Origin of the sequence: Actinoplanes sp. CA-131856 (assembly GCF_050956135.1) — a bacterium.
GTDB lineage: Bacteria > Actinomycetota > Actinomycetes > Mycobacteriales > Micromonosporaceae > Actinoplanes.
Map to the genome: position 1 here is coordinate 3,724,567 of NZ_CP191849.1, position 18,417 is coordinate 3,742,983.

Here is an 18,417-nt window from a genome sequence, read left to right on the forward strand (position 1 = left end):
CTCCACGTTAGGCGAGAGCGTCGCTGATCAGCCGGTCGAGCAGCTCGGGGTAACCCCATCCGGCGGCCGCGAACATCCGAGGGACCTGCGAGTGCCCGGTGAAGCCGGGCATCGTGTTCACCTCGTTGAGCACCGGGCCGTCCTCGGTGAGGAAGAAGTCGACGCGGGCCACACCGCGGCAGCCGAGCGCGTCGTAGAGGGCGAGCGCGGCGTCCTCGAGCGCCTTCACGGCGGCCGGGCCGATCGGGGCCGGCACCCGGAAGACCGTGCTCCCACCGTATTTGGCGGCGTAGTCGAAGAATCCGTCGGCGACGACCTCGAGCGCGGGCGTGACGAAGCCGCCGAGCACGGCGATGTCGACCTCCCGGCCCTCGACGACCTCCTCGACCAGCACCCGGTCGTCGTGCCGCAGCGCCTCGGCCAGGGCATCGGCGAAGGCCGCCTCCTCGCGGACGAGAGTGACGCCGAGGCTCGACCCGGCGGCCACCGGTTTGACGACGACCGGCCCGGTCCAGGTGTGACCGGCGGCGGTGCGGGCGGTGTGAAGCCGTCCGGCCGCGGTGGCGATGCCGAGCTCCGAGGCGATCAGCTTGGTCACCCACTTGTCCATGGCCAGGGCGCCGGGGCGGACCCCCGAGCCGATGTACGGGACACCGGCCAGCTCCAGAAGCGCCGCGAGCGTCCCGTCCTCGCCGTGCGGCCCGTGCACGATCGGCAGCGCCACGTCGCAGCCCTGCAGCGCCGCGACGGCGGCGGGCAACCCGATCGGCGCGCCGGTGTGGTCGCGCCAGGTGCCATCGGGGGCGATGGTCAGCCGTACGACGTCGTAGCGCCCCGGGTCGAGCGCGCCGGCGACCGCGGCGGCCGAGGCGAGCGAGACCTGGTGTTCGCCGTTGCTGCCGCCGCCGATGACGGCGGCGCGGATGCGGGACATGTCAGTTACCCCCGATGACGTGACGGTGTGGGCGGGCGCCGAGCCCGGTGACGATTTCGTGCGGGAGCGTGCCCGCCCAGCAAGCCCAGTCGGCGACGGTGGGCTCGCCGTCGCATCCCGGCCCGAAGACGGTCGCGGTGTCGCCGGGCCGGACCTCGGGTCCGGTCTCGACGACGGTCTGGTCCATGGAGATGCGGCCGGCGACCCGGCAGCGCCGGCCGCCGAGCAGCACCTCGGCCCGCGGCCCGGCGCCGCGGGGAAGCCCATCGGCATAGCCGACCGGCAGCAGAGCGAGATGGGTGTCGCGGGCCGCCCGCCACGTGTGGTCGTAGCCGACCGGCGTCCCCGCCGCGACCCGGCGCACCTCGACGACCGGCGCGGTCAGCGTCATCGCCCCGCGCAGGGCCGGTCCGGCGCAATTGCAGTGCGGGGCCGGCCCGGCGGAGTCGCCGTGCGGGGCCCAGCCGGCTGAGGGGTCGATGCCGACCAGGCCGGCGCCGGTGCGGACCAGGTCGAAGTGGGTGTCGGGGCGGGTCAGGGTGGCGGCGGTGGCGGCCAGGTGGCACAGGCGGGGGCGCAGGCCCGTGGTGAAGGCGAGCGCGATGGCGTCGCGGAAGCGCCGGATGGCGGCGACCGTGTCCGGGCCGGCCAGGTGGCTCATGAGGCCGGTGACCACGAGGCGGCCACACCGCTCGGCCTCGCGGGCGGCGTGGAACAGCGACTCCCATTCGGCGGGGGCGGCGCCGTCGCGGGCCATCCCAGTGTCGAGCTGGAGGTGAACGCGGGCGCCGGGCGGCATCGCGGCCAGATGAGTGAGGCTGGGGACGGCGAGGTCGACCTGGTGACGTACGGCCGCATCGAAGTTCGTGGCCGGCGGATTCAGCCAGCTCAAGATCGGGGCCGTCAGCCCGGCCGCGCGCAGGTCGAGGGCCTCGCCGACGCCGGTGACGCCCAGCCAGGTCGCGCCCGCGCCGAGCGCGGCCCGGGCCACCCCGGCCGCCCCGTGGCCGAAGCCGTCGGCCTTCACCACCGCCATCAGCTCCCCGCGGGCACGGGCGGCCAGGGTGCGGGTGTTGTCCGCGACCGTCGTCAGATCCACGACGACCTGGGCGCCCGCGACGGCGACGCTCACGCCGCGATCCGCTCGGTGACCGGGCCGTGCAGGGCGGCCGGGGCGCCGGTCATCAGCGCCCAGTAGCGGTCGCCGTAACTCCAGTGCCACCACTCGGTCGGATAGTTCACCAGGCCGGCCCCGCCGAGCACCCGGGACAGCAGCATCCGGTTGGCCCGCGCCTCCGGGCTGATCCCGTCGGCCGCGAAATAGCAGGCGCCGCCCGACCGCTCGGGGGTCGCGTCGATCGGCGTGCCCATGTCGAGGTCGCCGTCGGGGCCGCTCAGCGTCAGGTCGACGGCCGCGCCGGCCACATGCGGAGCCACCTCGACCGGCGCCACGAAACGGCTCACCAGGTGGTGCAGCCCGGCCTCGTCGATGGTCGGACGGGCGGCGCGGACCTCGGCCTCGTACCTCTCGATGATCTGCCGTTGTTTCGCGACGTCGCGATGGCCCTCGACGACGCGCAACCGGACGCCGTCCGGCAGAGCCGCGCGCGCCCAGCCGAGCCGTTGGCCGAGGTCGGCCCGCACCCGGGCCCGCGCCGGGCCGAACTCGTCGCCGAGCCGCACCAACGGCGTGCCGGCGTCCCGCAGCGGCACAGCCAGCACGCGCGGGTCACTGAGAAGGATCACCATGCCGGTAAAGATCGCCGGAGCGGGCCTGCCGTCGCATCGTCCTCAGGTATCCGCGGCCTGGCCTCAGGTACCGGCCGTACCGGCCTCCGGTGGCACCGCCCGAGGATCTCGAAGGCCTGCGGCACGTACCTTCTCGATCAGGTGATGTCGCGCCGGTTCACCAGCACGGTGCCGATCGCGCCGGCCACGACGGCGTAACCGATCATGACGACGGCGCCGGCCCACCGGGGCGGGTCGCCGGGCAGTTCGATCCCGGAGACGAGGAGCTGGGAGGCGCTTGTCGGCACCAGCAGTTGGAGCCGGTCGAGGCCGGCGGCCACGAACTCCGAGAGCAGGTTGAAGATGAGCGTGACGGCCGAGGTGCCTACCACGTAGACGATGCTGAGGGTCAGGGTGGCGCCGAGCTGGCTGCGGATCAGCACGCCCACGCCGGTCCCGAGGATCGCCCACAGCACGAAGGCCAGCAGGTTGAGGCCGATCGCCCGCCATACCGCGGGCCGGCCGAGCTCGCTGCCCAGCCCGATGTGGTGCAACAGGGCCGGGGTCACGACCAGGTTGACGATCGTGATGCCGAGCCAGGCCAGCGCGCCCACGACGGCGGCGGCGCCGAACTTGGCGCCGACGACGGCGGCCCTGCGAGGCGTCACGAGGAACGTCGATGTGGCCGTGAGGTGGAAGAACTCACTGGTCACGACTATCGCCGCGAGGAGCATGACGATCAGGACGCCGACGTACTGACCGGTGGTGTAGAACGTGGTCGCCACGGCCACCGCGTCCAGCTTCGATCCGGGTGAGCTGACCGGCGCCCAGTTGATCAGCAGGCTGACGGCGTACAACGGGACCAGGATGACCAGCATGATCCACCAGATCGAGGTGGTCCGCAGCTTGAACAGCTCCGCGTTCAGCAGTCTCATCGGATGTCCGCCTTTCCGGCCGTGAGCTGAAGGAAGACCTGTTCCAGGTCTTCGCGTTCGGGGGTGAGCTCGTGCAGTTCGGCCCCGGCGGCCGCGGCGGCGTGCGCGATGGCGGCGGGGTCGGCCCCGGTGATCAGCAGTGAGCCGTCGGGCTGCGGCGCGACGGTGGCGCCGAGCGCGGCGAGCGCGTCCGTCAGTGGGGCCGGCTGTGGGGTGCGGACCCGCACCCGGGCCGGGCCGGCCGAATTCAGCACCTCGTGGACCGGGCCCTGCCGGATCAGTTTGCCCGCGGCCACGATGACCACGTCGTCGGCCAGCAGTTGCATCTCGCCGAGCAGGTGGCTGGAGACGAGCACCGTGCGCCCTTCGGCGGCCAGCGCCTTGAGCAGGTCGCGCATCCAGCGGATGCCCTCGGGGTCGAGGCCGTTGGCGGGCTCGTCGAGGATCAGCACGCGCGGGTCGCCGAGCAGGGCCGCGGCGATGCCGAGCCGCTGGCGCATGCCGAGCGAGTATCCCTTGAACTTGCGGTTGGCGGCCGGGGTGAGCCCGACGATGGTCAGCACCTCGTCGGCCCGGGTGTCGGGCAGGCCGGCCGCGCGGCAGATCATCCGCAGGTGGTTGCGGCCGGTGCGGCCGCGGTGGGCGCTGGACGCCTCGAGCACCGCGCCGACGTGCTTGATCGGGTCGTGCAGGTCGACGTATTTCGTGCCGCCGAAGGTGGCCTGGCCGGAGGTCGGCGTGACCAGGCCGAGCAGCATGCGCAGAGTCGTGGTCTTACCGGCACCGTTGGGACCGAGGAAGCCGGTCACGCGGCCGGTGCGGACGCTGAACGACAGATCGTCCACCGCACGTAGACGTTTGTACTGCTTCGTGAGGTGCTCGACGACGATCATCGACGCTGCCCCCCTTCGACGGGTCCCGGCTGCCAGCCCGGGTGACCCGGCATGGCGGGCGTCGTCGGGCCGTACACCCAGGCGTTGACGTAGCCGGTCAGGTCGCGCCCGGCCACCCGGCTGGCGACGGCGGCGAAGTCGGCGGTGGACGCGGAACGGCCGGCGTAGGTGGCGTAGAAGGTGCGCTCGATGCGCTGGAAGGTCTTCTCGCCGAGCTCGTCGCGCAGGCCGTAGAGCAGCAGGGCGCCGGGCACGTTGGTCTGGAACAACAGGGCCAGCGAGTTGTCGAGCCGTCCGGGCGGGCCGAAGGTCGACCGGATGTCCTGGTCCTGCTGGTAGATGTCGTGCATCACCTGCTCCAGGGGCGGGCCGCCGTGCTCGGCCTCGTACGTCCAGCCGTAGAGATCGGCGTGGCCCTCGCTGAGCCACATGTCGTCCCAGGTGGCGACCGAGACGTTGTCGCCGAACCACTGGTGCACCAGCTCGTGCGCCATGAGTCCGGCGACCTCGGACTGCGGCTGGGCCAGTCCCTCGGCCGAGAACGTCGACAGGGTGGCCGTCTCGAGGGCCACGCCGAGATAGCCGCCGGGGACGCCGACCGCGCCGTAGGAGTGGAACGGGAAACGCAGGCCGAGCTTCTTCTCGGCCCAGGCGATCTGCCCCGGGGTCAGCCGGGCGTTGGCGGTCGCGGCGGCCGGGCTGCCCGGCGGCAGCCAGCTCCGGATCGGCAGGCCGTGCGGCCCGGTCTGGGCGGTCGGCGTGTACTTGCCCACGGTCAGCTGGGCCACGTCGGTCGGGATCTGGTCGTCGGTGCGATAGGTGACGGTGCGCCGGCCGCCGGGGGCCAGGCGCGTGCCGATCCGCGTGCCGTTCGCGACGACCTCCCGGTCGGCCGGAACGGTGACGTGGAAGGCGAAGCGGGCCTTGTCGCTCGGTATGTCGTTGCCGGGGAAGAGGACGTGGGCCCGGTCGGGCTGGCTGAACCAGGCGAACCCGTCCGGCGTCTCGATCCAGGCCGGCACCGGGTTGGGCGTGCCGGCCGGCAGGCTGACCGACGGCGACGACGGGTTGTGGGAACGGTCGGCGGTGTAGGACACCGCCACCGTGAAGGTCCGGCCGCGGCGCAGCGGCCGGTCCGGCGTCACGACCAGCTTCTCGCGGTCCGGGACCAGGGTGAACCGGGCCGGTCGGCCGTCGACCCGGACCGAGCCGATGCTCTGCTGTGCGCTGTCCAGACTGAACTGGGACAGGTTCTGGGTCGTCCTGGCCGTGACGGCGTCCGTCGCAGCCATGGTCTTCACGCCGGAGCGGTAATCGAAACTCAGGTCGTACGCGGTGACGTCGTAACCGCCATTTCCCAAGTTGGGAAATATGCGCTCGTGGCCGTGCTGCGCACCGGGTGTGGCCGCCGATTTCGTCGTGAATCCGGAGCCCGCGACCACGACGAGGGTCGCGGCCGAAACGGTGAAGATCTTTCGCATGGGGCGCTCGTACCCCGGCCTTGCCCTTTCTAAATTTCGGCATTCTTCGAGTTGTTGCGCAAAGGAGAAGTCAGTGATCGTTGTCACTATCGTTTTGCCGTTCGCCTGACAACGTCCATGGCGCTTTGCGGATCTTCAGTGCGTGCGACAAAGATGGAAACCTATCGTTCTCTCCGCTGCCCTGATCCTCGGCGTCACGCCGGCCGTCCCGGCGCGGGCCGCGGCCGCCGTTCCCGGCGCCGGTGAACCGGCACGCACCGTCACCCTCATCACCGGCGACCGGGTCACCCTCCTCGGCGCCACCGGCGTCAGCGTCATTCCCGGGCCGGGACGCGACGACGTCTCGATGATCACCAGCACGGCCGGCGGGCGCACCACCGTCATCCCGGCCGACACGCTGCCGCTGTTGCGCGCGGACCGGCTGGACCGCCGCCTGTTCGACGTGACCGGGCTGATCGACGCCGGGTACGACGACCGGCGTGCCGACCTGCCCCTGATCGTCGCCGGCACCCCGGCCGTGGGCTCGGTGGTGCGCCAACTGCCGGCCATCAAGGCGACCGCCATCCGGGCGCCGAAGCGCGAACTGCGCACCACGTGGAAGTCCCTGGCCGCGGAGGGCAAGGTCTGGCTCGACGCCGTCGGCCACTTCACCGGCGCCGAGGGCGTCCAGCAGATCGGCGCGCCCACGGCCTGGCGGGCCGGATACACCGGCAAGGGCGTCACCGTCGGCATCATCGACAGCGGCGTCGACGTGACCCACCCCGATCTCGCCGGCCTGGTGACCGCTCAGCGTGACTTCTCCCAGCCGGAGAACACCGGCGACATCCACGACGTGGTGGGTCACGGCACCCAGGTGGCGTCCATCGTGGCCGGCAGCGGCGCGGGGTCGAACGGCCGCTACCGCGGGGTGGCGCCGGGCGTGCGGATCGTGTCGGCGAAGGGCGGCGACTGGGGCGTGACCGAGTCCGCGGTGATCGCCGCGATGGAGTGGCTGTCGGGCACCGAGCACGCGGACGTGGTCAACATGAGCGTGAGCTTCCCGGACTCGCCCGGAACCGACGCGATGGAGGCCGCCGTCGCCGACCTGACGCGCCGCGACGGCACCCTGTTCGTGGTCGCGGCCGGCAACGACGGCAACAACGGCAACAACCCCAACGGCGGCAGCGACTATCGGATCTCGTCACCGGGAAGCGCCCCGGACGCCCTCACCGTGGGCGCGGTGGACCACGACGACAACCTCGCCGATTTCTCCAGCCGCGGGCCCGCGCTCGGTGACACGGTCAAGCCGGACGTCACCGCTCCGGGCGTGGACATCACCGGCGCCCTCAGCCGTGACGCCGGGGGCAGCGACACCGAGCTCTACACCACCGGGTACGGCACGTCCTACGCCACCCCGCACGTCACCGGCGCCGCGGCGCTCCTGCTGCAGGCGCACCCCGACTGGACGCCGGCCATGGTGAAGGCCGCTCTCATGGCCACCGCCCGGTCGACGCCCGGTGTCGGTGTCTTCGCCCAGGGCGCCGGCCGCGTCGACGTCCCGGCCGCGCTCGGCACCGCCCTGTTCGCCGACCCGCCGAGCGTCAGCCTCGGCGCCCAGGCGTGGCCGCACACCCCGGCCGACGTCATCCAGCGCACCGTCACTTACCGCAACACGAGCGCCACGCCGATGACTGTGAACCTGAAACTGGACCTGAAGGCGCCCACCGGGCTGTTCACGCTCAGCCCGTCGACGCTCTCCGTTCCCGCCGGCGGCAGCGCGCAAGCCACGGTGACCGCCGCGCCGATGCCCTCCGCGCCCGACGGCGCCTACTCGGGGCAGATCGTGGCGACGGCGGGCTCGACGGTCGTACACACGCCGGTCGGGCTGATCCGGCAGGCCGAGACCCACGACCTGACAATCCATCAGATCGACCGGTCCGGTGCGGACGCCGCCGAGTTCTACACTGAGATCGTCGGTCTTGACACGCCCTTCCGGTGGGACTCCCTCCTGCGGGGTACCTGGGATCCGTCCTACACAGTTCGCCTTCCCCGCGGCCGGTACGCCGTCGTCTCGCGCGTCTTCGACCGCTCGGACGGTGGCCGGAACGGCACCGTTCTGGTGCACCCGAATCTGACCGTGGACGCCGATACCGACCTGGCGCTGGACGCCCGGGCCGGCAAACCGGTCGGCGTGGCGGTGCCGGAGGCCGGGGCGGTGCTCCGGACCACCACCTTCGACGTCGGCCTGCGCACCCCGGCCGGCTGGGACAGCGAAGGCACGTACATCGGCGGAACGACACGTCGGTACACCGCTCAGCTCGGAACGGGCGACCCCGCCGGTTTCGTCACGGCGATCTCCGCCTCCCTGGACGACGGCAACGACCCGAGCGCGTACGCCTATCAACTCGGCTGGGTGCTGCCCGGTGAGCTGCCGACCGGGTTCACGCGCACGGTGACCGCCCAGCAGGTGGCCCGCGAATCGGTGCGGGCGTCACACCAGGCGCCCGGCAGCGCCGCCCGGCTCGGCGCGACCCTCGTCCCGGCCGGATATCCCGTGGTCACCACCACGACCGATACGGCGGTCGCGAGCGAGGTGCGTTACTACGCCCAAGGGGCGAGCGGGTGGATCCCGCAGCTCGCCGAATACGCGGCCGACGACCAGGACCCGTTCGGGGGCGTCACCGTCACGGGCGAGCCGGTGGCCTACCGGCCGGGTGGCACGTCGTCGTCGCGGTGGAACGCCCCCGTGATCGGTCCTTGCCTCACGTCCGGCGGCGGTGTGAGCTGGAGCGACGGCCGGATGACGGTGCGGGTGCCGATGGCGTGCGACGTCGACGGTCATGCGGGCACGCAGGCGTCGCCCACCGGCACGACGACGCTGTATCGCGACGGCGCCGAGGTGGCGACCTCGGACGTGCCCGGCCACGCGACGTTCTTCGTGGCACCGGCGGCCGGCACGTACCGGCTGAACGCCGAGGCGACCCGCGGGGCGCCGTATCTCACCTCCACCGAGGCCCGGGTCGACTGGACGTTCACCGATCCGTCGGTGCTGCCGAACCTCTACACCGTGCGGATGGGAACCGGCCTGGACGGCGCCGCGCCGGCCGGTCCGTTCACGCTGCCCCTGACGACCTCGACGCGGGCGGCCACGGTCACCCTGAAGGTCTCGTACGACGACGGCGCGACGTGGCAGCCGATGACGGTGCGCAAGACCGGGGCCGGCGCCTACCGCGCGGGCCTCGTGCACCCCGCGAGCGGCTTCGCGTCGCTGCGGGTCACCGCCGCCGGCGGCGGCTCCGCGGTCACCCAGACCGTGATCCGCGCCTACCGGATCGGCGCCTGAGGTGAGGGCTGGGCGCGGGCCGTTCGGCCCGCGCCCAGCCCGGGGCAGCTGAAACAGCCCCGGGGAAGCAGCGCTCCCGGCTCTTACGCCGGGAGTCTCCACTTCTGGTTCTCGCTGGCCGCGCACGTCCAGACCTGCAAGGGCGTGCCGTTCGCGGACGACGGGCCGGTGGCGTCCAGGCATTTGCCGGAGAGCCCGTTGACCAGAGTGCCGTCGGCCTTGGCCGTCCACTTCTGAGCCGCCGTGGTGGAGCAGGTGGCCGGCTGGGCCTTGGTGCCGTCGGCGGTGCCGTTGGCGCTCATGCACTTGCCGAGGGCCCGCAGTGTCGAGTCGGCCGCTACGGTCCACTGCTGCGCGGCGCCGGTGCCGCAGGTGTTGAGCTGGACCGGCGTGGCCGCCTCGGCGCACTTGCCCTTGTATCCGGTGATCTGCCCGGCCGGCGGGGTGGCGGCCGGGAGGGCCCAGACCGTTCCCGGGTCGCCGCCACAGGTCCAGACGATCAGCGGATTGCCGTCGGCGGTGTTGCCGTCGCCGTTGAGCAGGCACATGCCGGCCGCGCCGTTGACCAGGTGGCCGTCCGCCTGGGCCGTCCACTTCTGGGCGGCCGACGACGTGCAGGCCGCGAGCTGGACCCGGTCGCCGTTGCCGGTGCCGGCGGCGGTCAGGCATTTCCCGTACGCCCGGAGGGTGCCGTCCGTGGCGACCGTCCACGACTGGGATGCCGTGCCCGCGCACGTGTTCAGGACGGCACGGGTGCCGTCGGCCGCGCCGCCGCCGGCCAGGTCCACACATTTGGCGCCGACGCCGGTGATCGGGCCGGACGGCCCGAGTGGGGCGGGCGCAGCCGGCGCGGCCGTCGTGGTGGCGGTCCAGTAGTCGGCGTTGAGCTGGCCGGTGAGGAACTCCAGGGTCACCGTGTGGTGGGTGCCGGCCGGGAACTGGAAGCCGCCCGCCGCAACGGTCTCGTACGTCTGCCAGTCGCCGGTGTTCGGCACCTTCACCGTCGGGCCGGCCTGGCCGTCGACGACGAAGCGCAGCGTCGCGCCGTCGTTCGGGGTGGCCACCCGGGCGGCGAGGGTCACCGTTCCCTGCAACGGCTGGCTCTTCCAGGTCAGCGCCTCGCCGTCGGCGATGTCGCCGACGTTCCAGCCGCCGTCGGCGTCGCCGGTCGCCTGCACGTCGAGGTCGCCGGTGCGGTAGACGCCCCACGCGTTGCCCGGGGTGGCGCCGGCGTAGGTGTCGGCCGCCTCGGCCTCGACCCGCAGGCTCGCCGGGAACGGGTCGCGGGAGAACTGCCGCATGATGTCGAGCCGCTGGCCGGGATAGTCGGTCAGCCGCTCGTCGTACGAGCCGTCGGCCGTCCGCGCGAGCAGCGCGTTCTCCTCCCAGTCGGTCATGCCCTCGATCAGGGTGGCGGTGGCGCCGCTGTTCACCGTCGCGTCGAGGTTCTGGGTGAGCTTCTGCCCGTGCGCCGGGTCGATCACCATGTTCGCGTTGTCGTTGACCACCCGGAAGCCGGGCAGGGCCACGCCGTACGACCGGCCGTTCGGGGTGGTGGGCCGGGCCGAGAGCACCCGGAAGCCGTCGACGCTCACCTTGGCCGTCGACTTGTTGACGACCTCGATCGTGTGCAGGCCGTCGGTGAGGCTGGTGCGCTGGAAGACCGAGCGCCGGTACGTGGGCGTGCTGGTGGCGGGGATCGTGACGGTGACCGGCGTGCCGCCGTCGACGGAGACGGTGACCGTGCCCGCCGCGGCGCCGGTGCGGGCCAGGAACTCGACGCCGGTGCCGAGGAACGAGTACTTCGCCGCGGCGCCGACGACCGTCGTGGTGTGCACGTCGTTGCGGAAGTCGGCGACGCCCTGCGAGGTCGCGTAGTCCCAGGCGCCGCTCAGCGTCACCTGCGTGTCGTTCGCGATCGGCTCGTACGTCATGGTGCTGTAGCCGTCGGGCAGGCCGAACCAGTTGTGCACACCGTCGAACTCGGCGATCGAGGCCGGGTCGCGGTCACCCCAGCTGCTGTCCACGATGTAGTAGGGCTCGGTGCCGAACTCGGCCTTGGCGCGTTCGCGGCCGTACCGCAGAAGCTTGGCCAGATTGCCGCCGCCCTGATTGGTGAACGCGAAATCGTTCATCGACCACTCGTAGATCACCGGCTTGCCGTCGATCTTGTAGCGCATCGCGTCCGGCACCTGAGCGAGGTACTCGCGCTGGTTGTTGTCCCAGAAGTACTGGTAGCCGCCCTCGCCGGCGCCGGTCGTGTCGGCCAGGTCGAACGGCGGTGAGTAGCCGCCGGTGTGGTGCGCGACCCGGTTCTTGCGGTCGGTCAGTGAGGCCGGTGTGTCGTCCAGCGCCGCGATCTTCAGCTTGTCGGCGACGCCGCGCTTGGTGATGGCGGCGACCAGCTCGGCGAGAATGCGCGGATCGCCCGAGCCGTCCGGCGTGGGGTTGCCCGGCGTGGAGCCGCGCAGGTCGACCGCCACGAAGTCGACGCCGGCGGCGACCAGCTGCTCGACGTAGTTGTCCCAATAGGACGCGCGGTCGCCGGGGATCGGCACGTACATCGGGCGGTTGAAGTTCTGGTTGTACTGATTGTCGTAGGGGCCGCCGGCGAACGACTCGGTGGAGAAGCCGAACGTCACGCCGAGGGTGCCGGTCATGCCGGCCACCCGGCCCGGCAGCACGGTGCCGGTGGTGGCGGCGTCCGCGGCCGTGGCCGGCGCCGCGGCGAGGCCCGCGATCAGCAGGGCCGCGGCCAGTGATCTCTTAAGCACTGGGAAGTTTCCACTTCTGGTTGTCGGAGGTCGCGCAGGCCCACACCTGCAGCGGGGTGCCGTTGGCCGAGGACGGGCCGGTGGCGTCGAGGCACTTACCGGACAGGGTGTTGACGAGCGTGCCGTCGGCCTTCGCCGTCCACTTCTGCGCGCTCGAGGAGGCGCAGAGCGACAGCAGGGCCTTCGTGCCGTCGGTGGTGCCGTTGGCGGTCAGGCACTTGCCGAGGGCGCGCAGCGTCGAGTCGGCGGCGACGGTCCACTGCTGGGCGCTGCCGGTGCCGCAGGTGTTGAGCTGGATCTGGGTGCCGTTGGCGGTGGTGCCACCGGCGACCTCGGCGCACTTGGACCCGTACCCGGAAATCGTGTTCGTGGGTTTGCCCGAAGGCACGCTCCAGATCTGGTTGTCGGAGGCGGCGCACGCCCACACCTGCAGCGCGGTGCCGTTGGCCGACGAGGGGCCGGTGGCGTCGAGGCACTTGCCGGACAGGCCGCTGACGACGGTGCCGTTGGTGCTCACCGTCCACTTCTGCGCGCTGCTGCCGTCACACGTGACGGCCTGCGTCTTGGTGCCGTCGGCGGTGCCGTTGGCGGAGAGGCATTTCCCGGCTGTACGCAACGTGGAGTCACTCGCGGCGGTCCACAGTTGACTGCCGCACGTATTGAGCTGCACCTGGCTCGCCGCTTCGACGCACTTGCCGTTGTAGCCGGAGATCCGGCCTGTCGGGCCGGTGGGCGTGACCGCCGGCAGGTTCCAGTAGAGGCCCGAGTTGCCGCCGCCGCAGGTCCAGATGATCAGCGGGTTGCCGTCGGAGGTGTTGTCGTTGGAGTTGAGCAGGCATTTGCCCGAGGCCGTGTTGACGAGGAGCTTGTCGGCCGTCGTCGTCCACTTCTGCGCGGCGGAACCGTCGCAGATGTCGACGACGGTCTCGGTGCCGTTGTCCTGTCCCTTGTTCGCCGTGGTCAGGCAGCGGCCCTGATTCCACAGGGTGCCGTCGGTGCCGGCGACCCACTTCTGGCCGGCCGCGGTGGCGTCACAGGTCCGCAGGCGTACGGGAACACCCGCGGCCGAGCCGGTGGCCAGCCCCACGCACATGCCGCCGACGCCGGTGATCTGGCCTTGCGGACCGCTCGGCTGCGGGGCGGGAACGTCGGCCCGGCCGCCGATCGCCATCGCGAAGATGTGGCCCATGGCCACCATGTGGCTCTCGTCCTGCTCGACGCGCGGCAGGATGACGGCCTGGACGGTCTTGCCGGCCTTGAGCGGCACGGTCGTGGCGAACAGGTTCACCGGCTGGTCGGTGCGGCCCTCGGAGTTGTTGATGTACGGCAGCTTCACGGCGACGTCGCTGCCCTGCGGCGCGTAGCTGACGTTCCACCAGTCGGCGAAGCTCAGCCCGTACGGCTGGGTCGTGCCGTCGGTGTAGAGGATCGTGCCGGTGCCCTCGAGAGCACCGCTGGTGCCGCTGCCGATGAAGCCGAGCTCGGCGTCCTGACCGGAGACCAGGACCGCCTGCCCGCGGGTGTCGATGACGTTCGGCGTGCCCGGCTGCGCGTCCGGCCAGGTGTAGGTGAGGCCGCCGTGCTCGAACGTCTTCCCGGGTGCGATGCCGGCCGCGGCCAGGGCCTGGGCCGAGAGGCTGAGCCCGCCGCCGTCGTACTTGCCGGCCTTCGAGTCACCGTCGTCGGTGACGCCCACGGTGTCGTAGGCGGCCTTGGCCGAGTCGTAGGGCACCGCGAGGAGCGCGCCCGCAATGTGCTGGCCGCCGTCGTAGGTGGCGGTGGCGGTGACTGCGAAGGTGCCGGGCGAACCCGCCGGCGGGGTGACGTGCCACGTCGTGACGGCGGGGGAGCCGGCGGCGACGGTGGCGAACGTGGTCGGCCCGGTGGCCTGGGCGGTCCAGCCGGACGGGACGGGCAGCGACACCGAGACGTTGGTCAGCGGGGTGCTCGAGTTGTGGGTCAGCGTGGTCGTGACGGTGCCGGCCTGGCCGGCGCGCAGCAGCGGATCGGCCTTGACGGCGAGCGAGTCCCGCACGACCAGGACGGCCGAGCCGGTGACGCCGCCGACGGTGGCGCTGATCGTGACCACACCGTCGGACACCGCGGTCACCACCCCGGCCGAGCTGACGGTGGCCACCTTGGTGTCGCTGGAGGCGTACGTGACGGTGGTCTTGGACAGGTCGATGAAGGACTGGTCGTTGTTGACCGCCTCGACGACGTCGTCGGCCGTGATGGAGACGTCGCGCTTCTCCTTGGCCGGGTCGGTGTCGTCCTTGATCCACGGGTTCTTGCCGCGCAGGTCGAGCGTCTCGCCGGCCTTGAGCACGACCTTGCCGGGGTCGATCGTGACGGTCTGCGCCTTCGGGGCGAGGGTGCCACTGATCGCGACCGTGGCGCTGCTGAGCGCGGTGGCCGAGTCGGAGCCGACCCGGAAGACGTACGACCCGGGAGTCACCGTCTGGCGGGCCGTGGCCGGGTTCCAGACACTCAGGTCGGCTGCCCGGACCGGCAGCGTGATCTTCAACGATTGGCCGGGCTGCAGGACGCCGGTGTTCTTGAAGCCGACCAGGCGCGGGTACGGCGTGGCCGAGTAGAGCTGGGCCACGGTCGCCCCGGCCACGGTTCCGGTGTTCTTCACCTCGAACGACACATTCACGGTGCCGTCGGCGGTGATGGCGGTCTTGTCGACCTGAGCCGCCGAATAGCTGAAGGTGGCGTAGCTCAGTCCGTACCCGAAGGGGAACGTCGGCTTGCCGGTGAAGTGCTGGTACGTCTGGCCGAGGCCGCTGGTCAGGTTGTAGTCACCCGGCGCGGCGAGCTGCGAGTCGTCGGCGTACCAGGTGAAGGTCAGATGCCCCTGTGGGTTCTGCTTGCCGAACAGGACGTCGGCCAGCGCGGTGCCCTGGCTCTGCCCGTTGTATGCGCTGAACAGCACCGCCGGAATCTTGGCGAGCCGGTCGCCGATCGTCACCGGGCCGACGGACTGGATGTCGAGCACGGTGTGCGGGTTGCCGAGAGCCGCGACCTGATCGATCAGCGCGCCCTGCGTGCCCGGCAGGGCCAGGGTCTTGCGGTCGTTGCCCTCGCCGGCCGTGTCGTGGTCGGTACCGGCGACCACAACCACGAGGTCGGCTGCCTTCACCGCGGTCTGAGTGGCCGCGCTCAGCGTTCCCGTGCCGGCGTCGAACGTCACCGACGCGCCCGGGAGCGCGTCGACGATGCCCTGCCGCATCGAGATCTGCTTGTCCGGCCCGTTGCCGTAGCTGCCGAGGTTCACCGTGTCGGCCAGGGCGCCCAGAACGACGGCCTTCTTGACCGACGACGCTTGTACGGGCAACACCGAGCCGCTGTTCTTGAGCAGAACCATCGACTCGTCGGCGGCGCGGGTGGCCAGCGCGACGTGGTCCGCGCTCTGAATCTCGGCCTTGGTGATCGAGGTGTACGGCACGCTGCCGGCCGGGTCGAACTCACCGGTGCGCATGCGCACGGTGAACACCCGCACCAGCGAGGTGTCGAGCACGCCTTCGTCCAGCAGCCCGGCGCCGACGGCGGCCTCGACGTTGGCCGCGGTCATCTCCTCGCCGCTGCAGTTCAGGTCGTTGCCCGAGCGCAGCGCCATGGCCTGGCCGCCGGCCCGGGCCGACACCTGCGCGCCGGTGGTGTCGTTGATCCACGTCGGCTTGGTGCTGGAGCTGTTGGTGGCCCAGCCCGGCGGCGCCCAGTCGTGCCCGCTCGGCGGGAGCTGATAGGTCGTGGTGACGCCGCCGCAGTCCGACGTGGTGTACCCGTCGAAGCCGTAGGTCCGCCGCGCCAGGTGGTTGGTGGTGTAGGTGTTGGCCACCGCCGGGGTGCCGTTGACCGCGTTGTAGGCGGTCATCAGGCCGGCCGTGTGCGCCTGCCCGATAATCGCGGCGAACTGCTTGGTGTAGTAGTCGCGCAGCTCGGTGTCGGAGACGTCGGAACTGATGCCGGTGCGGCCGTTCTCGACGTTGTTCAGCGCGTAGTGCTTGAGGGTGGCCGCGGCCTTGAGGTAGCCGTCCGCGTTCTGTCCCTGGAAACCGTTGATGAATCCCGAGGCCATTTGCGAGACGAGGTACGGGTCCTCGCCGTACCCTTCGTCGGCACGTCCCCAAAGAGGGTTCCGGTCGAGGTTGACCGTCGGTGCGAAATAGGTCAGCGAACCGTAGTTGTCCTTCGACGGGCCGATGTTGTTGCGCGCGACACCGAAAAGGCTCTTGTCGAGAAAGCCGCGGGCCTCGCTGGAAATGGCGTCGCCGATCTGCCGTTGCAGCTCCGGGTTCCACGACATCGAGGTGGCCAGGTTGGTCGGGAAGCCGGTGGCCTTGACCGCGCCGGACGTGTCGTCGCCCGGCTGCTTGCTGTTGCCGAGCGAGGCGATTCCGTGCAGGGCCTCGCTCCAGTAGGTGTACTCCTGCACGCCGAGCCGCGGAATCGCGGGGGCGTCGTTGGTGATGAGCTGCCGGATCTTCTCCGGCAACGTCATGCGGGAGACCAAATCGGCCGCTCTTTGCTCGAACGAGCGGGTGGTGTCGAGATAGATGGGATTCTCCGCCGCTTGAGCGGCGGCGGGCCCGGGTGTCACGGCGGCGGCGCCGCCGATCACCAGACAGAGGGCCAGAAGGCCCCGGGGCCGGGACAACAAAGACACGTATCCTCCATGAAAAATGCCTAAGGCGCCCGAGATATTGCCATGGAAAGACCCGAATTCGTCGGTGTCGAACATCTCCCCGGTAGTGCCGGAAAATGGTGAGCCTTCGGGATTTCACAACGTGTCGGTATCGGCAGTGATCTGTCACACCGGGGTGACTCACGGGGTAGGGGCAGGTGGTCATGACTGGGGCGGATCGGGTGCGGCTCGGTGATCGTCGGAAGGGTTTACGCCGGACGACGAGAAGAGGGTCCGATGCCCGAGAGCGCACCGTCCCGGGGGATCGCGCTGTCGCTGATCCTGGGTTCTCAGCTGATGATGACGCTGGACACGTCCATCGTCACGACCGCGCTGCCGCGGGTGCAGCAGCAGTTCGGTTTCTCCCAGGGCAGTCTGTCGTGGGTGCAGAACGCCTACGTGCTGGCCTTCGGCGGGCTTCTGCTGCTCGGGGCCCGGGCCGGTGACCTGCTGGGCCGTCGTCGTGTCTTCGTCGGCGGGCTCGCTCTGTTCACCGTGGCGTCGCTGGCGGCCGGGCTGGCGCCCACCGGGCCGTTCCTGATCGGCGCCCGTGCCGTGCAAGGGCTGGCGGCCTCCCTCGCCGTGCCGTCGACGCTGGCGCTGCTCGTGTCCAGTTCCCGTTCGGTGGTGGACCGGACCCGGCTGATCGCGTTCTACAGCGCGGTGATCGGTGGCGGCGGCAGCGTCGGCATCGTGGTCGGCGGGCTGTTCACCGACCTTCTGTCGTGGCGGTGGGGACTGCTGGTCAACGTGCCGATCGGCATCACCATCGTGCTGCTCGCGCCGCGTTTCCTGCCCGAGAGCGAGCGCAAGGGCGGCAGTTTCGACCTGGGTGGCGCGCTGACCTCTACGCTGGGCATGACCGCGCTGGTGTTCGGTTTCATCCAGGCGGCCGAGGCCGGCTGGGGTGATCCGTCGACGGTCGTCGCGTTGGCGTCGGCGGTCGTGCTGCTGGTTGCGTTCGTGCTGATCGAGCGTGTCGTCGCGCAGCCGATCACGCCGCTGCGTCTGTTCCGGGATGTGGAGCGCTCGGGGGCGTACGCGGGCCGGATCCTCGTGGTGGGCGGCAACTTCCCGGTCTTCTACTTCCTCAGCCAATATCTGCAGGAGGTCCAGCACCTGAGCCCGCTGGCCACCGGGTTCGCGTTCGTGCCGATCACCGGCATGCTGTTCGCGATGGTGTACGTGGTGCGGCCGTTGCTGAAACGGCTCAGCCGCCCGATCCTGTTGGTGGGGTCGGTCTTCGTCGCCTTGGCGGGAACGTTCTGGCTGTCGCGGATCTCGGCCGGGACCGCGTACCTCTCCGGTGTGCTGCCGCCCCTGCTGGTGATCGGCGCCGGGCTCGGCATCGCCATCATCCTGCTGACCAACGGTGGCGTCGCCGACGTCGAGCCGCGCGACGCCGGTGCCGCGTCGGGCCTGGTGAACGTCGCTCATCAGCTGGGCGGCTCGCTCGGCATCGCCATCCTGACCATCGCTTACGCGCGGGCCGTGCCGCACGGCAAGGTCGCGGCGTTCCACGCCGCGTTCAGTGGCGCCGTCGTCTTCTTCGTGCTCGCCCTGATCCTGAGCGTGGTCGTCGCCGTCGCCATGTACCGCCGGGAACGGGCCGCCGCGCTTTCAAGGGCATCACGCGCGTCACTCACGTGAACTCGCGCGGGGG

At 71.2% G+C, this 18,417-nt stretch carries 10 protein-coding genes; 2 read left to right on the top strand and 8 right to left on the bottom strand.

Going from position 1 to position 18,417, the window contains the following annotated elements; translation table 11 throughout:
* Positions 1 to 7: 7 nt before the first annotated feature.
* From ACQP2X_RS17330 to ACQP2X_RS17355, 6 genes are all read right to left on the bottom strand, one after another.
* Complete coding sequence (locus ACQP2X_RS17330; RefSeq protein WP_498698182.1) at positions 8 to 934, bottom strand: D-alanine--D-alanine ligase family protein; 927 nt, start codon at positions 932 to 934, stop codon at positions 8 to 10.
* A gap of 1 nt (position 935) precedes the next feature.
* Positions 936 to 2,066, bottom strand: a complete 1,131-nt coding sequence (gene alr, locus ACQP2X_RS17335) for an alanine racemase (protein ID WP_498698183.1) — start codon at positions 2,064 to 2,066, stop codon at positions 936 to 938.
* Positions 2,063 to 2,683, bottom strand: a complete 621-nt coding sequence (locus ACQP2X_RS17340) for a M15 family metallopeptidase (protein ID WP_498698185.1) — start codon at positions 2,681 to 2,683, stop codon at positions 2,063 to 2,065. Before ACQP2X_RS17340 ends, alr begins: the two co-directional genes overlap by 4 nt.
* 137 nt (positions 2,684 to 2,820) lie before the next feature.
* Positions 2,821 to 3,597: an ABC transporter permease subunit gene (locus ACQP2X_RS17345; protein WP_498698187.1), complete on the bottom strand. Its 777-nt coding sequence runs from the start codon at positions 3,595 to 3,597 to the stop codon at positions 2,821 to 2,823.
* Positions 3,594 to 4,526 (bottom strand): ABC transporter ATP-binding protein, encoded by a 933-nt coding sequence (locus tag ACQP2X_RS17350; protein WP_498700960.1) that lies wholly within the window; start codon positions 4,524 to 4,526, stop codon positions 3,594 to 3,596. Before ACQP2X_RS17350 ends, ACQP2X_RS17345 begins: the two co-directional genes overlap by 4 nt.
* Complete coding sequence (locus ACQP2X_RS17355; RefSeq protein ID WP_498698188.1) at positions 4,487 to 5,971, bottom strand: M1 family metallopeptidase; 1,485 nt, start codon at positions 5,969 to 5,971, stop codon at positions 4,487 to 4,489. Before ACQP2X_RS17355 ends, ACQP2X_RS17350 begins: the two co-directional genes overlap by 40 nt.
* 142 nt (positions 5,972 to 6,113) lie before the next feature.
* Between ACQP2X_RS17355 and ACQP2X_RS17360 the strand changes: the two genes are divergently transcribed.
* A complete protein-coding gene (locus tag ACQP2X_RS17360; RefSeq protein ID WP_498698190.1) occupies positions 6,114 to 9,293 on the top strand; it encodes a S8 family serine peptidase in 3,180 nt (1,059 codons plus the stop codon).
* An 83-nt stretch (positions 9,294 to 9,376) separates the two neighbouring features.
* Here the strand turns inward: ACQP2X_RS17360 and ACQP2X_RS17365 are convergent, their stop codons facing one another.
* On the bottom strand, positions 9,377 to 12,067 hold the full coding sequence (locus ACQP2X_RS17365) for a DUF5010 domain-containing protein (RefSeq protein WP_498698194.1): 2,691 nt from the start codon (positions 12,065 to 12,067) through the stop codon (positions 9,377 to 9,379).
* Positions 12,060 to 16,736, bottom strand: coding sequence for a ricin-type beta-trefoil lectin domain protein (locus ACQP2X_RS17370; protein ID WP_498698196.1), 4,677 nt, complete (start codon positions 16,734 to 16,736; stop codon positions 12,060 to 12,062). The genes ACQP2X_RS17365 and ACQP2X_RS17370 overlap by 8 nt, the downstream gene beginning before the upstream one ends.
* Before the next feature lie 255 nt (positions 16,737 to 16,991).
* On the opposite strand from ACQP2X_RS17370, the gene ACQP2X_RS17375 reads away from it, so the two are divergent.
* Complete coding sequence (locus tag ACQP2X_RS17375) at positions 16,992 to 18,404, top strand: MFS transporter (RefSeq protein WP_498698198.1); 1,413 nt, start codon at positions 16,992 to 16,994, stop codon at positions 18,402 to 18,404.
* The last annotated feature ends 13 nt before the right edge of the window (positions 18,405 to 18,417 follow it).

Bases quoted from the DNA above. Each gene is read 5' to 3' on its own strand.
- ACQP2X_RS17330 (WP_498698182.1), bottom strand. From the start codon at position 934: ATGTCCCGCATCCGCGCCGCCGTCATCGGCGGCGGCAGCAACGGCGAA.
- ACQP2X_RS17355 (WP_498698188.1), bottom strand. From the start codon at position 5,971: ATGCGAAAGATCTTCACCGTTTCGGCCGCGACCCTCGTCGTGGTCGCG.
- ACQP2X_RS17340 (WP_498698185.1), bottom strand. From the start codon at position 2,683: ATGGTGATCCTTCTCAGTGACCCGCGCGTGCTGGCTGTGCCGCTGCGG.
- ACQP2X_RS17375 (WP_498698198.1), top strand. From the start codon at position 16,992: ATGCCCGAGAGCGCACCGTCCCGGGGGATCGCGCTGTCGCTGATCCTG.
- ACQP2X_RS17345 (WP_498698187.1), bottom strand. From the start codon at position 3,597: ATGAGACTGCTGAACGCGGAGCTGTTCAAGCTGCGGACCACCTCGATC.